Origin of the sequence: Shewanella marina JCM 15074 (genome assembly GCF_000614975.1) — a bacterium.
Classification (GTDB): Bacteria; Pseudomonadota; Gammaproteobacteria; order Enterobacterales; family Shewanellaceae; genus Shewanella; species Shewanella marina.
This window is the reverse complement of sequence record NZ_BALM01000030.1, coordinates 12,380-28,879: the sequence shown is the minus strand read 5'-3', so window position 1 is coordinate 28,879 and position 16,500 is coordinate 12,380. Positions and strand designations below refer to the sequence as shown.

Sequence of the window (16,500 nt, the reverse complement as noted above, 5' to 3'; positions counted from 1 at the left end):
TTTTTTGGCTAAATTAGAGCAATTACAATGCGAACTAAATAATCTAAAGCTCGAAAATCAAAAACAGAAAAAGATTATTGATTCACTGATCAGCCGTATCGAACTTAAAGGGTCATTTAACCATGATCCTTACCATTCCTTTCAACACTCAGTTATTTTAGCTGACCAAGTCCGCGATAAAACCGATGAACTCAATACCGCACTCAATACATTAGAACAAAAAAACCAGCAGTTACTAGAAGCAACTAATAACGCCAAATATGCCCATCAACGTTTTATTGATGCCATTGAATCCATTTCAGATGGCTTTGCATTATTCGATCACAATCATAAGCTTATCTATGCTAATCAACATTTTGATAATTATTGGCAGCAATATAATCTAACGATTTCAGCCAATCATACGCTATATGATATTAAACAGATGGCAGCCGAGCATGGCGTAATAATTAATGAAAACCAGCTCGATATCAATGCCAACAGTTGGGTATTTCAAGATGCCAATAAACGTTGGTTACAAGTACTTGAAAAGGAAACAGCCGATGGTGGCTTAGTGGTACTTTATAAAGATATCACCCTAGTAAAACGAGCAGAACAAGCCAAATTTGAAGCCGCAATGGCGGAAAAATCTCAATTATTACAAACCATGGTTGATAACCTGTCACAAGGGATCATCATGGTGGATTGCACTGGTAAAATTCAGATAGCAAATAATCGTTTTATCGAACTCAACCAGTGCCAATCGTCGATTGAGATCATCGGTAAGAATATTACTCAACTCGACCCATTATTAGCCTTAGATCTCCGTTGTCATCCACCTGAAATAAGTATGACAACCACCATTAGAGAACAAACACTAAGAGATAATAAAGTCATTGAAATACGCAGCCACCGTTTAGCTGACGGCGGTTTTGTAAATACCTATACCGATATCACTGAAAGTTATTTATATGCCAAAACCGTCACTGAAAATGAGCAATGGCTACGCTTAATTACTGATAATGTGCCGGCACTCATTGCTTATGTTGGTGCCGATCTTAAATATCAATTCACCAATAAGGCTTATGACCAATGGTATGGTTGGCAACGAGGCCAGCTGCTTAATACATCCATTATTGATTCGCGGCCAGAGCAAGAGTTACAAGGGTTAATGCCCTATTTACAACAAGCTTTAAATGGCCAAGCAATTACGTTTGAATTTGCAGAAACCAATGCAGCTCAGCAAGCTTGCCATATGATGAAAAGCTACGTGCCTAATATTAATAGTGACAATCATGTAGAGGGGTTATTCGTACTTAATTGGGATATTACTGAATCTAAACTGAGCAAAGCCAAATTAGAACAGGCCTATCAAACCCTTGAGCAACGCGTGACAGAACGAACTTCACAATTACAACAAGTGAATAATCAATTACGTGAAGAGATTAACGAGCGACGCCAAATAGAATCTCGGCTATTAGAAGCGAAAGAGGAAGCTGAACAAGCTAACCTTTCTAAAACCAAATTCTTAGCCGCAATTAGTCATGATTTACTGCAACCACTTAATGCAGCACAGCTATATACTGGCTCACTACAAGAGCAACGTATGCCCCCCGCAACGAGGCAATTAGTTCACTCAGTCGCAAATTCATTGGCCGATGTAGAGTCATTAATTGGGATGCTGGTGGATATATCAAAATTAGATGCGGGCATAGTTAAAGCCGATAAACAATCATTTAGAGTCAGTGAGTTACTGGATAATATTGCCAAAGAGTTCCAATTAGCAGCTGATGATAAAAATATTGAAATTAGGTATGTTCCTTGCTCAAGCATTATCTATTCAGACTCACAGTTACTGGCACGCATTATTAGAAATTTGATGTCTAATGCACTGCGCTATACCAACCAAGGTAAGGTGTTATTGGGTTGCCGACAATCTGAACATGCTATTTTAATTGAAGTACTTGATACAGGAATTGGCATTGCGGAAGAAAAACAACAAGAGATTTTCCAAGAGTTTAAACGTATAGAATCAAAAACAAGTCATAGAACCGGACTCGGGCTTGGCTTAGCCATTGTCGATAAAATAAGTACCGTATTGGGTCATCAAGTCAATGTAAAATCAACGCTCAATAAAGGTTCAAAATTTTCCGTTAGAGTGCCAAAAGGAGACTTGCGAATAGTCAATCAAACGACTGAATTTAATCCAATTCAAAGCGAGCAACTCAATGGCGCAAGAGTTTGGGTGGTTGATAACGATCTCAATATTTGTAATGCCATGACTATTTTATTAGAGAAATGGGGCTGTGAAGTGGTATCGGCAACCAATCTACAAGGTTTACAGATGCAACGGGATATCAGTCAAGCTAAAGTAGAAATGCTCATTATGGATTACCATTTAGACGATGACCAAACAGGCACTGATTTAGCTCAAAAAATTAATCAAACCCGAGTGCGTAATATTCCAACTTTGCTATTAACGGCTAACAGAAGCGATAAACTAAAACGCGAAGCAAGAGCATTAGATTACGCAATATTACATAAACCAGTCATCCCCATTCGATTAAAAATGGCGATGATTCAATTACTTGAAAACGAACAAAAATAGTTAACAGATTAACGTTTTAGGTAAACATCAAAATCGATATTAGTCAGGCCAACAACCGCTTGGGTACGATTATGCACGCCGAGTTTTTTCAAAATAGCAGACACATGCGACTTCACTGTGGTTTCAGAGATATTTAAATCATAGGCAATTTGCTTATTTGACGCACCTTGAGCCATCGCTTTTAATACCAATAATTGCCTTCTAGTTAAGGTATACAACATCTCAGCAGAGATCTGCGCCTCTTTACTGCGTCTTGCTGGCACAGTTGCGTTTTGCGTTGTCCGAATAATATCTGCGGGTAAATAAACGTTTCCATCAAGCACTTGCAGTAATGCTTCACCTATTTCATGACGCGAGGACGATTTAGAAATAAAACCAACTGCACCGTAAGTAATTGTTTGTAAAATAATTTGACGATTATTTTCAGCCGATATAATAACAATAGGAATAGTGGGAATAATATTTCTAAGTTCAAGTAAAGTATTTAAACCACCACTACCAGGCATATTTAAATCTAATAAAACCAAATCAATTTCATCATTCTCTTTTGCAAACAGTAAAGTGCTATCTACATTTTCTGTCTCAAATATATGGCATCCTTGCAAACTTTTGACTAATACTTCAGAAACAGCTTCTCTGAATAGCGGATGATCATCCGCAACAAGAATATTAACCATAATTGCCTCGCGACTTTATAATTTGAATATTTTCATAATACTTACAACATCAGTATTAACAGAGTCACAATAAATGTCAACGCTGGTATTTTAATGATTATTGATAAAAGAATGGCATCTATAACCACTCTTTTATCAATATATTTTTAAAAAGTAATAACAGCACCTAATGAGATTGTATTATTTTCTTCAAGATCACCATTATTTACTTCAGTTTTATTATATTCGAGCACCGATGTGAAATTAGCATTAAAACTATGAAACCAAGCAAAACCGAGATTATCATATTCTTTGCCTAAATTAACTGCGCCATCATTTTTGGTGTGACCATAAGAGACAACCAGACGTTCATCAGAGAATTTATAAGCACCTTGTAAAAGATAGCCCTTAGATTCATTATCTTCAGTCACCACTATCGTATCTAAACCTGCAACAGTGCCTAATCCTTCAGTTTTATACGCAGATGCATTAATCGATAAACCAGCAAATCCAACTCTTATCCCACCTGATACCCCAGTTGAATCAATAGTGGTAGTCCCCACTTCAGACTCTTGCGTTACACCGCTAATAAAAGCATTAAAATTACCTTTTTCGCCACTAAACTTCATTTTATAAGTGAATTCAGCTTCAAGTCTTGGACGTTCTTCAGAGCTAGTTACATCTGCTTTATTAGGATCCATAATACCAATAGCCGCTTGAAAACCAGAGGCTTCTGGCGAGCGGTAAGTTATCTGTGCCTTTGGAAATGGATAGGTATAACCACTACCAATATTGCCGAATGAAACATTACCACCATCGACTAAACCAAAAGAGTCACTTGAGTTACCGTAACCCAGTAGTAACTCGTCATTCAATATATTGCTGCGGCCAAATAAACCAAAATCTTTACCTAATAGTAATTGCCCCCAATTGCCATCTACGGTGGCATAAAATTGTCGAACATCAATCCCTGAACGAGTACCTAAGCCTTCAGCACCACGATTAACATCGGTATCATTTAATGTCACCCAAAAAGATGCTCGCCCACCAAGCTTTAACCCTGCAATCTCTTGTTTATAATTAAAACCAACATAATTTGGCAAAAAACCTACTTTAACGCGTGATTGATCGCGATTTCCAGCAGGGGTATCAATTGAAGAATTGACATAAAAAACATTAACTAACAGATCTGATGATACTGATTTAGTATCATCTTCATACAAAGTCACTGCAGCCATGGCATTACTACAAAATAAGGCCGAAACTGCCAATGAAATGGTACTCGCTTTAACATATAGACTTTTCATCATGCTTCTCCAATTTAACACGTATTGTTAATAGATCTATTGACAAGCTACGGTTATAAATAGAATAAACATCGGCCTATTTAATTCGTAATAACACAATGATCATTTATAAATTAACTACCATGCTACTAATATTGGGAACCAATAAAATTCATTAAAAGACTAATACCAATCATACTTAGTGACAGTATTACTCTATTAAAAAAAGTGATGATAAAAATAAAACTTAATAACTAAAAACCAACGCTCTATATTTAAAAGCAACACTAAATATTATAAAAAATCGTTCTAAATAACGAACAAGCTATTAAACAATTTAAGTAACACTTACTTTCAATGTTGAATTATTACAACTAAAGTACTAATTTTAAAATATTGCAGATACAAAAAAGCCCGAGTAAATTACTCAGGCTTTAATCGTTTACTTTAATCGTTATTCAACAGTCACAGATTTTGCTAAGTTACGCGGTTGATCCACATCGGTACCTTTAATTAATGCCACATGATATGACAATAATTGTAATGGGATGGTGTAAATCAATGGCGCCATAAACTCATCACAATGTGGCACAGGGATCACTTTCATGGTGTCGTCTGATTCAAATTCAGCATCGATATCAGCAAACACATACATTAAGCCACCACGAGCACGTACTTCTTCTACGTTAGACTTAAGCTTCTCTAGTAACTCGTTATTAGGTGCAACCACAATCACAGGCATATCAGCATCAATTAATGCTAATGGGCCATGTTTTAACTCACCAGAAGCATAAGCTTCAGCATGAATATAAGAGATCTCTTTTAGCTTTAATGCCCCTTCCATCGCAATCGGATATTGATCACCACGACCAAGGAATAGTGCATTACTCTTATCAGCAAAGTCTTCCGCAAGTTCAGCAATAGCATCATCTAGACTTAGTGCTTGCTCAACTTTAGCCGGCAAAGATAACAAGCTTTGCGTCATCGCGGTTTGCATCTCATCAGACATACCGTTATAACGACCTAATACTGCTGTTAGCATCATTAAGCCTGCAAGCTGCACTGTGAAAGCTTTAGTTGAAGCCACACCAATCTCTGCACCGGCTTTCATCATATAAGCCATATCTGACTCACGTACTAATGAAGAACCAGGCGCATTACAAATGGTCATGGTTGCCTTGTAACCCATCTCTTTAGCAAGACGTAGTGCTGCCAAAGTATCAGCTGTTTCACCAGACTGAGAAATAGTGACTAATAGGCTATTTGGGTACATGTAAGATTTGCGATAGCGAAACTCTGAAGCAATCTCAACATTACAAGATACGCCAGCCCACTGCTCTAACCAATAACGTGCCGCCATACCGGCATGATAACTGGTACCACAAGCAATAATTTGTACATGTTTAATGTCTTTTAAAAACTCGCTAGCATTATCACCAAAGGCACTATCTAATACCTGCATATTGGCAGTACGGTCAGCTAAAGTACGGCTTAATGCTAATGGCTGCTCATAGATCTCTTTCAGCATATAGTGACGATATTCGCCTTTATCGCCCGCATCGTGAGTCACTTCAGACTCTTTAATTTCACGCTCAACTTGCGCACCATTAACATCATAAATAGTGACGCTGCGGCGAGTAATCTCAGCCACATCACCTTCTTCTAAAAATGAAAATGAACGGGTTACAGGTAATAATGCTAATTGGTCAGATGCAACAAAGTTTTCACCAAGACCATAACCAATAACTAATGGGCTGCCGCTACGAGCAACAATCATACGTTCGCTATCACGACGATCGATCACAACCGTACCGTAAGCGCCTTCAAGTTGCTTAACTGTTGCTTGTACTGCAGCAAGTAATGAATCATGACGAGTTAACTCTAAATGAACAAGATGACAAATAACTTCAGTATCTGTATCAGAGCTAAAAACATAACCTTGTTGCTGCAACATATTGCGTAGCTTAACGTGGTTTTCAATAATACCGTTATGCACGACTGCAATATCTTCATGTGATACATGAGGATGAGCATTACGCTCACTTGGCTCACCATGCGTAGCCCAACGGGTATGTGCAATACCCGTTCCGCCAGCAAGTGGCATCTCTGCTAATGCTTGAGCTAACTCTTGCACTTTACCCACTCGGCGAGTACGGCTTAATTCACCCTGATTAATAACAGCAACGCCAGCTGAATCATAACCACGATATTCAAGACGACGTAATCCTTCCACTAAAATTTCTGCAACATCACGTTGCGCTACTGCACCAACAATTCCGCACATAACAATACCTGTCTAATTTAAAAATTTTATGTATAGCCAAACAACATCAGGCTGTTTGGGTATAAGGTGCAAGGATCACCTCGACACCATGTTGACGAATTTCATTTGCAGCCGTTGCCGATAAACGATCATCCGTCACTAAAATATTAACCGTACTCCATGGCAACTCGAGGTTGGGGATACGGCGTCCTAATTTGTCAGCTTCTAGCATCACAATCACCTGACGCGATACTTCAGCCATCACCTGGCTTAAGCCTGTTAATTCATTAAAAGTTGTTGTGCCGCGTGCTAAATCTAAGCCATCGGCACCAATAAACAGCTGGTCAAAATTATATGAACGCAGTACTTGCTCTGCCACGCGGCCCTGAAATGACTCAGAATGAGGATCCCAAGTTCCACCGGTCATCAATAATGTCGGTTCATTTTCCAATTCATTAATGGCATTAGCGAGCTGTAGTGAATTAGTCATCACTAATAAACCACGTTTATCATTTAAATATTGAATAATGCCTGAAGTAGTACTGCCACTATCGATAATCACTCGATTATGATCAGCAATAAGCTGTGCAGCCGCTTTGGCAATAGCCTGTTTATTGGCTGAAATAGTTTGATACGGAGCTTGGCTAATATCTTGCGGTACTGGAATAGCGCCACCATAACGACGGAACAATAAGCCATTCTTTTCTAATGCAGTTAGATCCTTACGAATCGTAACTTCTGAAGTTTCAAGTTGTATGGCAAGTTCATCAACACTAACTTCTCCCTTTTCATTCAAAAGGTTAAGAATAGTATGTCGACGTTGTTGAGTATTTCTTTTAGTCATTAATCTTAGCTAAGTTTCGTTTCGAAAGAATATTATAACCAAACGAAACTTATTTACCAAGATCGATGCTCACAAAATGAGTCATTTAAAAATACAGACAATAAAAAAGAGCAGCCTTTATGGGGCTGCTCTTTGGGGGATGATTCTTTTATTGACTCGACTGTTTAGAACTTAGCTTCAAATGCTAGACCAATGTTACGGCCTTCACCGATAGTCACTTCTTTATAGCTACCGCCATCTAAGTAATCAGTATCGAATAGGTTCTTCACATTCATACGCACACTCATTTCGGTATCACTGTATGTCCAATTATAGGTTGCACCTAAATCGAAACGAACAAACGCGTCTTTTACGATTGTGTTACCAGTATCAGCAAAACGCTCACCGACATATACCGCACCAAAGTTTAATGCTAACTCTTCAGTCATCTCATAACGAGTCCAAACGTTAGCTGACCACTTAGGCGCATCAATTGGCGTCTTACCATCTAACGTAGGATCGTTCTTGTATTTAGCATTTAAATACATCATTGAGCTAGTTACAAACCATGAATCGCCTAACTGACCTTGGGCGCCCATCTCGAAACCTTTATGGTTTTGCTCACCTTCTTGGCTAGTAATTTGAACATGGCCATTTTCATCAGGCTGATCAAATTCACGAGTAATAACACGGTTTTCAACGTTAATATCAAACGCTGCGGCGGTCATTAATAAACCACCATCAAACAGTTCCCACTTAGTACCAATTTCGTATTGAGTACCGTATTCAGGTTTTAAGTTTAAGCCATCATTTACATCAGGCTTATCTTTTGACTCAACAACTGAACTCTTTGGCGTAAAACTCTTAGAGTAGTTAACGTAAATACTACCAAAATCTGTTGGCTCATAAATTAAACCAAACTTAGGTGAAACCGCATAAGCATTATTACCAGCACCATCTTTCTTTTGCTCGTCATAACGCACACCTGCTAATGCTTTCCAACTATCAGTCAAGGTGATTAAATCTTGGATATAGAAACCATAATGATGGTACTCAGATGGATTCTTTGGTGTCGCATTCTGATAGTTCACATTAGGATTAATTGATTGACCAGGCATAACAACGACCGCATCTTTGGTATATTGCGCTTGCTGCTGGTAGTAATAATCCAACATATTGGCACCAATTAAGAACTGATGCTCAAAACTACCAGTCGTGAAATTACCAATGAAATCAACGTAAGCAGTCTTATACTGCCAGTCATCATGACGATCAAATGGCTTCACTTTATAACCGTTCTCAGGTGTTTCAGTGTAAGTTGGTGATGAACCAAAACGCTGGCGCTCATATTGCTGATGGTTATAACCTAACTTCATCTGCCAATCATCATTAATATGCCACTGTAAATCAGCGCCCATATTAACCACATTGATATCAATAAATGCCCAAGGTAATTCCCAAATCTTACCTTCTTCACCAATCACTTGACCGATCTTATCGCCAGAGCTATACAACCAAGCACCAGAATCTAAACCAGCTTTATCAGAAGTGTTATCGTACTTAACAGATAAAGTCACATCATCAGTCAAATCAAAATCTAGAGTTAAGAAAGTCAGTAAACGATCACGTTCTTTGTTCTCACCATTTTGGTACTCAGTCCAATAAGTCGTATCTTGCTTCACAAGCATGGTACGGTAACGCACGCTACCTTCTTCGTTTGCAGAACCCGCAGCATCCATTTGGAAACGGGTTGAACCGTATTCGTCAGTATCAAAACCTAAATCAAAGATACGATCATAAGTTGGCTTTTTAGTCACCATGTTAACCAAACCACCAGGGCCTGATTGACCGTATAGCATTGAAGATGGACCTTTCAATACTTCAACTTGCTGTAGCGTTTCAACTGGTTGCACATAGTGTGACCAGTGCTGGTGACCATTCACAAGGAAACCATTACCTGAGTCCAGTGCAAAACCACGAATAGAGAATTGTTGTCTATTCCACTTCTCGCTACCTGCGGTAACAGAAGAGTCATTGCTTAGTACTTCAGCAAGGTTACGTGCTAGCTGCTCATCGGTCACAAAATCAGGAATAACGGTTACCGACTGTGGCGTGTCCATTAAATCAATATCACCACGCATCGCGCCCGCAGCAGAGCCGACTTTATAATCGTTAAAACGACTACCCATCACACTGATACGTTCAATATTTGCAGTTTCAACTCCTGCATCTTCTGCCACTGCGACAGCAGGAACAGATGCTAATGCAGAACAAACTGCGAAACCAACACATGATAATTTGAAAGACATTGCCAACCCCAAGAGATATTAAATCTGAATTGACGCAAATATAAATGAGAATCCCTCTCATTCAAACTCGTTTTTACCTTTACATTCCAATTTGGTGATCAATGTCACTTTTTCGTTACACTTAGTTACAACTAGCTCAAAAATAAAGCAAAAAAAACGCCCCGATAACGGAGCGTTAATGAATAACAGTTCAATAATTGTTATTTTTTGATTTTTACTGGTCGAGCCCAGTTTGCAATGTGCTTTTGCTTAACGCGAGTAATCACTAGCTCATGCTCACCCACATTACGAGTCACAGTCGCACCAGCCCCTACCGTTGCGCCCTTGCCAATAACAACAGGTGCTACTAGCTGACTATCACTACCAACAAACACATCATCTTCAATCACGGTAAGATGCTTATTAGCGCCATCATAGTTACAGGTAATGGTACCGGCACCAATATTCACCCCAGCGCCAATCTGCGCGTCGCCAAGATAAGTTAAATGACCCGCTTTAGAACCCACACCTAATACCGCTTTTTTCATCTCAACAAAGTTACCCACATGGGCATCTTGTTTTAATTCTGCACCTGGGCGTAAACGGGCAAATGGCCCCGCACTCGCATCGATACCAACAATGGCATCTTCAACAATGGTATATGGTTTAATTTCAGCGTTATCAGCAATCTGACAATTCTTTAAAATGGCACCAGCACCGATTTTAACGTTATTACCAATGCTAACTTGACCTTCAAAAATCACGTTAACATCGATCATCACATCCATGCCTACGCTAACTTCACCGCGGATATCAATACGGCTAGGATCACGTAAGTTAGCGCCATTAAGCATTAACTTTTCAGCTTCACGTGCTTGGTATGCACGCTCTAATTGCGCTAATTGAACACGGTTATTGGCCCCTTCAACTTCAATAGCTGATTGTGGCTGTGCAGTGCTAATTGCTACGCCATCCGCATGTGCCATGGCAATAATATCCGTTAAATAGTATTCGCCTTGAGCATTATTATTTGAAAGTCGAGCTAACCATGCTTTTAGTTGCTTACCCGGTACCGCCATAATGCCGGTATTCACTTCATTAATCAGCAATTGCTCATCATCAGCATCTTTTTGCTCAACAATACCCACCACTTGACCATGTTGACGAATAATACGGCCATAACCTGTAGGATTAACTAAATTAACCGTTAAAATAGCTAAACCATCTTGTGGGCGCGCATCTAATAATGCTTGTAATGTTTGTTGCTGAATTAATGGCACATCACCATATAAAATTAAAACCGTGTCATCATCACTAATATGACTATTCGCTTGAGCCACCGCATGGCCTGTACCCAACTGCTCAGCTTGTAATACCCAATTTAATGTTTGCTCACCTAAACTCGCTTGTAGCTTGTCAGCACCGTAACCATAAACTAACTGAATCGCTTCGCTACCTAGTGAACGCGCAGTATCAATCACATGCTGAACCATGCTTTTGTGTGCAATAGGGTGCAACACTTTTGGTAGATCTGAGCGCATACGCGTGCCTTTGCCCGCGGCAAGGATCACAACATTAAGAGACATGACAATTTCCTTTTTAAAATATTGCACTGATCTTAACGGATCCTTCCAATAAAAATCGAGCGCATCGTAAAATTTAGACAATAAAAAAGCGCCCTATTGGACGCTTTTTTTAACACTATCACCTTATCTGGCAATATTTTTCTTGATGGTTTCAACTACGCGTAGCTGAGCGATAGCTTGCGCTAACTCAACTGCAGCAGCAGCATAATTGAAATCTGCACTGGCGTGAGCCATTTCAGCTTCAGCACGACGCTTGGCTTCAAGCGCTGCAGCTTCATCAATATCATCGGCACGCAATACTACATCAGCCAACACAGACACAGAGTTTGGTTGTACTTCCAAGATACCACCTGAAAGATAAAACACTTCTTCTTGTCCGTCTTGCTTGACGATGCGCGCCATGCCAGGTTTGATATTAGTCAGTAGCGGTGCGTGACCAGGCATAATACCTAATTCACCTTCAGCACCTGTCACTTGTAGATGTGCTACAAGGCCAGAATGAATGCTGCTTTCTGCACTGACGATATCAAGATGTACTGTCATGGCTGCCATACCGTTCTCCTTAATAAACTAGGAAATTCCCAGTTATTTCTTGTTAGCTTTCTCGACAGCTTCTTCGATCGAGCCAACCATGTAGAACGCTTGCTCAGGAATGTGGTCAAACTCACCTTCCAATAAGCCCTTAAAGCCACGAATAGTGTCTTTTAGAGAAACGTACTTACCTGGAGAACCAGTAAAGACTTCTGCTACGAAGAAAGGCTGAGATAAGAAACGCTCAATCTTACGAGCACGAGATACAGTTGTCTTATCTTCATCAGATAATTCGTCCATACCTAGGATCGCGATGATGTCTTTCAGCTCTTTGTAGCGTTGCAATACAGTTTGTACACCGTTAGCAACGTCATAGTGCTCTTGACCAACAACCAAAGGATCTAACTGACGAGAGGTAGAATCCAATGGGTCAACCGCAGGGTAAATACCCAAAGAAGCAATTTGACGTGAAAGTACTACAGTCGCATCTAAGTGAGCGAAGGTAGTTGCTGGCGATGGGTCAGTTAAGTCATCCGCAGGTACGTATACAGCTTGAACAGACGTAATAGAGCCTGTCTTAGTTGAAGTAATACGCTCTTGCAGTACACCCATCTCTTCAGCCAATGTTGGCTGATAACCTACCGCAGATGGCATACGACCTAGTAGTGCAGATACTTCTGTACCAGCTAGGGTGTAACGATAGATATTATCAACGAACAATAGTACGTCTTTACCTTCGTCACGGAAACGTTCAGCCATAGTCAGACCAGTCAACGCTACGCGTAGACGGTTTCCTGGAGGCTCGTTCATCTGACCATATACCATGGCCACTTTATCTAGAACACCAGAATCCTGCATTTCGTAGTAGAAGTCGTTACCTTCACGGGTACGCTCACCTACACCAGCGAATACAGATAGACCTGAGTGGGCTTTAGCGATGTTGTTAATCAGTTCCATCATGTTAACTGTCTTACCAACACCAGCACCACCAAACAGACCAACTTTACCACCCTTAGCGAATGGACAAACAAGGTCAATAACCTTGATACCAGTCTCTAAAAGCTCTGTTGCGCTTGACTGTTCTTCATATGAAGGAGCTGCACGGTGAATAATATAACGCTCTTCTTCACCGATTGGACCCGCTTCATCGATTGGCTCACCTAATACGTTCATGATACGGCCAAGGGTCGCAGCCCCTACCGGAACAGAAATCGGTGAACCAGAGTTTGCAACCTCAAGACCACGACGTAGACCATCAGAAGTACCCATAGCAATAGCGCGAACAACGCCACCACCTAGCTGTTGCTGAACTTCCAGCACCAAGCCTTTACATGGACCTTCACCGATAATCTCTAGAGCGTCATATATCTGAGGTACGGTATTTTGTGGAAACTCAACGTCCACAACCGCGCCAATCACTTGGACAACAGTACCTGTGCTCATGATTAATCCTCTAAAACTTGTATTCGTTACCTAACCTAAACCGCTGCGGCGCCTGAAACAATTTCCGACAGTTCCTGCGTAATAGCAGCCTGACGAGCCTTGTTATAGACTAATTGCAGATCACTGATAAGGTCACCAGCATTGTCTGTTGCCGCTTTCATCGCTACCATTCGGGCAGCTTGTTCTGAAGCGATATTTTCAACAACACCTTGATACACTTGAGATTCTACATAACGAACCAATAACGTATCCAAAAGTTCTTTTGGATCTGGCTCGTAGATATAATCCCAATGATGAGAAATCTCATCATCATCAGACTTAGGTAAAGGTAGTAGCTGCTCGATCACAGGAGTCTGCGCCATAGTATTCACAAATTTATTGAATACCACATACAGACGATCTAGCTTGCCTTCGTTGTAAGCTTCTAACATGACACGTACAGTTCCGATCAGATCAGTTAATGCAGGAGCATCACCTAAACCTGAAGCAGAAGCAGCTACGTCACCACCAAAGCTTTTGAAAAACTGTACGCTGCGTGCACCAATTGGACAGAATTGAACTTCTGCACCTTGTTCACGCCAGTTTTTCACGTCTGCGATAACTTTTTTAAATAAGTTAACGTTCAGACCACCACAAAGACCACGGTCGGTTGACACCACAATGTAACCAACTCGCTTGGCTTCTCTCACCTCTAAATAGGGGTGTTTATATTCGAGAGAACCTTGCGCTACGTGACCGATCACCTTACGCATATTTTCTGCATATGGACGGCTTGCAGCCATGCGCTCTTGCGCTCTGCGCATTTTGCTGGCTGCAACCATTTCCATCGCAGATGTGATCTTTTGAGTGTTTTGTACACTCGCGATCTTGGTTTTAATCTCTTTAGCGCCGGCCATCTCTACTCTCCAATCTGGACCAGAGGTGTCTTAAGACACCTCATTCGTCATTACCAGGTTTGGGTTGCCATGAACTTTTCAAGACCTGCAGTTAATTCAGCTTCAATATCACCGTTGTAATCACCGGTCTCATTAATAAGCTTCATTAAATCAGCATGTTCATTGTTCATGAAAGAGAGCAGAGCAGCTTCGAAATCACCAACCTTATTTAGCTCAACGCTTTTCAAGTAGCCTTTTTCTGCAGAGAAAATAGACACAGCTTGAGCAGCAACACTCATAGGAGCATATTGCTTTTGCTTCATAAGTTCGGTAACACGCTCACCATGCTCAAGCTGAGCACGAGTTGCATCGTCTAAGTCAGATGCAAACTGTGAGAACGCAGCAAGCTCTCGATACTGTGCAAGTGCAGTACGAATACCACCTGACAGTTTCTTGATGATCTTAGTCTGAGCCGCACCACCAACACGAGAAACCGAAATACCTGGGTTAACAGCAGGACGTAAGCCTGAGTTAAATAGATCTGTCTCAAGGAAGATCTGACCATCGGTAATAGAAATTACGTTAGTTGGTACGAATGCAGATACGTCACCTGCTTGAGTTTCAATAATTGGTAGTGCAGTTAAAGAACCCGTCTTTCCCTTCACTTCACCATTAGTGAAACGCTCTACATACTCTTCGTTAACGCGAGAAGCACGTTCTAGCAAACGAGAGTGTAGATAGAATACGTCACCTGGGTATGCTTCACGTCCTGGTGGACGCTTCAATAGCAATGAGATCTGACGGTAAGCAACTGCTTGCTTAGATAGATCATCATATACGATTAGTGCATCTTCACCGCGGTCGCGGAAGTATTCACCCATTGAACAACCAGAATATGGTGCTAAGTATTGAAGTGCAGCAGCTTCAGAAGCAGTCGCAACAACAACAATGGTATTAGCCAATGCGCCGTGCTCTTCTAGCTTACGAACAACGTTAGCGATGGTAGAAGCTTTCTGACCAATAGCTACGTATACACACTTAATACCAGAATCTCTCTGGTTGATGATGGCATCAATAGCCATCGCCGACTTACCAGTCTGACGGTCACCAATAATCAGTTCACGTTGACCACGTCCCACAGGATCATAGAGTCAACCGCTTTATAACCAGTTTGAACTGGTTGAGAAACTGATTTACGTTCGATAACACCAGGAGCAATAACTTCAACAGGAGAGAAACCGTCATGTTCGACAGGTCCTTTACCATCAATAGGCTCACCTAGAGTGTTAACTACACGACCTAACAGACCACGGCCAACTGGAACTTCCAGAATACGACCAGTTGTCTTTACTTTATCGCCTTCTGCTAAATTAGCATAAGGACCCATTACTACGGCACCTACAGAATCACGTTCTAAGTTCAACGCGATTGCATAACGGTTACCAGGCAGTTCAATCATCTCACCTTGCATTACATCGGCTAAGCATGAATGCGGATGATGCCGTCACTTACCGCAACGATAGTACCTTCGTTACGTGATTCGCTAACGACTTCGAACTGCTCGATCCGCTGTTTAATCAGATCGCTGATTTCAGTGGAATTCAGTTGCATGCTCAAACTCCCAATTATGACAGCAGCTTATCAGACAGGCGCGATAATTTACCGCGGATCGAGCCATCAATGACTAGATCTCCTGCTTTGATGATTACACCGGCGATTAGCGCGGCATCAATGCTGCAAGTCAGTTTAACTTTGCGTGCGAGACGTTTCTCTAAAGAAACACTAATTTGCTGTTTTTGTTCATCAGTAAGCTCAATAGCTGAAACAACACTTGCTTCAACTTCTTTTGCCCACTCATGTTTATACTCAGCATAAAGCTGATATACAGCAGGTAGTACCTCTAAGCGACCGTTTTCAGCCATTACTTTCACAAAATTTTGACCGTGCTCGTCGAGTTGCTCCCCGCATACACTGATAAACAGTGCGGCGAGTTTGCTACTGGCTAAAGAGCCAGTTAACAGTGGTTGCATGGTTTCATTTTCAGTCACCAGTGCAGTAAAATGTAGCATTTCTGCCCACTTTTCCACGGCTTCATGTTCGACAGCAAAATCAAAAGCTGCTTTAGCGTAAGGGCGAGCGATGGTGGTTAACTCAGCCATAAC

The 16,500-nt window shown here is 40.9% G+C and carries 11 protein-coding genes and 1 pseudogene; 1 reads left to right on the top strand and 11 read right to left on the bottom strand.

Going from position 1 to position 16,500, the window contains the following annotated elements:
- The first annotated feature begins 4 nt into the window (after positions 1–4).
- On the top strand, positions 5–2,587 hold the full coding sequence (locus tag JCM15074_RS17195; RefSeq protein ID WP_025822792.1) for a PAS domain-containing hybrid sensor histidine kinase/response regulator: 2,583 nt from the start codon (positions 5–7) through the stop codon (positions 2,585–2,587).
- An 8-nt stretch (positions 2,588–2,595) separates the two neighbouring features.
- Here the strand turns inward: JCM15074_RS17195 and JCM15074_RS17190 are convergent, their stop codons facing one another.
- The 11 genes and pseudogenes from JCM15074_RS17190 to atpH all read right to left on the bottom strand — a co-directional run bounded on the left by JCM15074_RS17190 (position 2,596) and on the right by atpH (position 16,497).
- Positions 2,596–3,264, bottom strand: a complete 669-nt coding sequence (locus tag JCM15074_RS17190; protein WP_025822790.1) for a LuxR C-terminal-related transcriptional regulator — start codon at positions 3,262–3,264, stop codon at positions 2,596–2,598.
- A gap of 146 nt (positions 3,265–3,410) precedes the next feature.
- Positions 3,411–4,553, bottom strand: a complete 1,143-nt coding sequence (locus JCM15074_RS17185) for a porin (protein WP_306302237.1) — start codon at positions 4,551–4,553, stop codon at positions 3,411–3,413.
- Between the two features lie 430 nt (positions 4,554–4,983).
- On the bottom strand, positions 4,984–6,813 hold the full coding sequence (gene glmS / locus JCM15074_RS17180; protein WP_025822786.1) for a glutamine--fructose-6-phosphate transaminase (isomerizing): 1,830 nt from the start codon (positions 6,811–6,813) through the stop codon (positions 4,984–4,986).
- Positions 6,814–6,859: 46 nt separating this feature from the next.
- Complete coding sequence (locus tag JCM15074_RS17175; protein WP_025822784.1) at positions 6,860–7,636, bottom strand: DeoR/GlpR family DNA-binding transcription regulator; 777 nt, start codon at positions 7,634–7,636, stop codon at positions 6,860–6,862.
- A gap of 164 nt (positions 7,637–7,800) precedes the next feature.
- Positions 7,801–9,924, bottom strand: a complete 2,124-nt coding sequence (locus JCM15074_RS17170) for a TonB-dependent siderophore receptor (protein ID WP_025822782.1) — start codon at positions 9,922–9,924, stop codon at positions 7,801–7,803.
- 200 nt (positions 9,925–10,124) lie between these two features.
- Positions 10,125–11,489: a bifunctional UDP-N-acetylglucosamine diphosphorylase/glucosamine-1-phosphate N-acetyltransferase GlmU gene (gene glmU, locus JCM15074_RS17165; RefSeq protein WP_025822780.1), complete on the bottom strand. Its 1,365-nt coding sequence runs from the start codon at positions 11,487–11,489 to the stop codon at positions 10,125–10,127.
- Positions 11,490–11,612: 123 nt separating this feature from the next.
- On the bottom strand, positions 11,613–12,041 hold the full coding sequence (locus JCM15074_RS17160; protein ID WP_025822778.1) for a F0F1 ATP synthase subunit epsilon: 429 nt from the start codon (positions 12,039–12,041) through the stop codon (positions 11,613–11,615).
- 33 nt (positions 12,042–12,074) lie between these two features.
- Entirely contained in the window at positions 12,075–13,463 is a 1,389-nt protein-coding gene (atpD, locus tag JCM15074_RS17155; RefSeq protein ID WP_025822776.1) for a F0F1 ATP synthase subunit beta, read from the bottom strand.
- Positions 13,464–13,498: 35 nt separating this feature from the next.
- Positions 13,499–14,359, bottom strand: a complete 861-nt coding sequence (gene atpG / locus JCM15074_RS17150) for a F0F1 ATP synthase subunit gamma (protein ID WP_025822774.1) — start codon at positions 14,357–14,359, stop codon at positions 13,499–13,501.
- A gap of 50 nt (positions 14,360–14,409) precedes the next feature.
- Positions 14,410–15,949 (bottom strand): annotated as a pseudogene (gene atpA, locus JCM15074_RS22815) (F0F1 ATP synthase subunit alpha).
- Positions 15,950–15,963: 14 nt separating this feature from the next.
- Entirely contained in the window at positions 15,964–16,497 is a 534-nt protein-coding gene (gene atpH / locus JCM15074_RS17140; protein WP_025822772.1) for a F0F1 ATP synthase subunit delta, read from the bottom strand.
- Between the last annotated feature and the right edge of the window lie 3 nt (positions 16,498–16,500).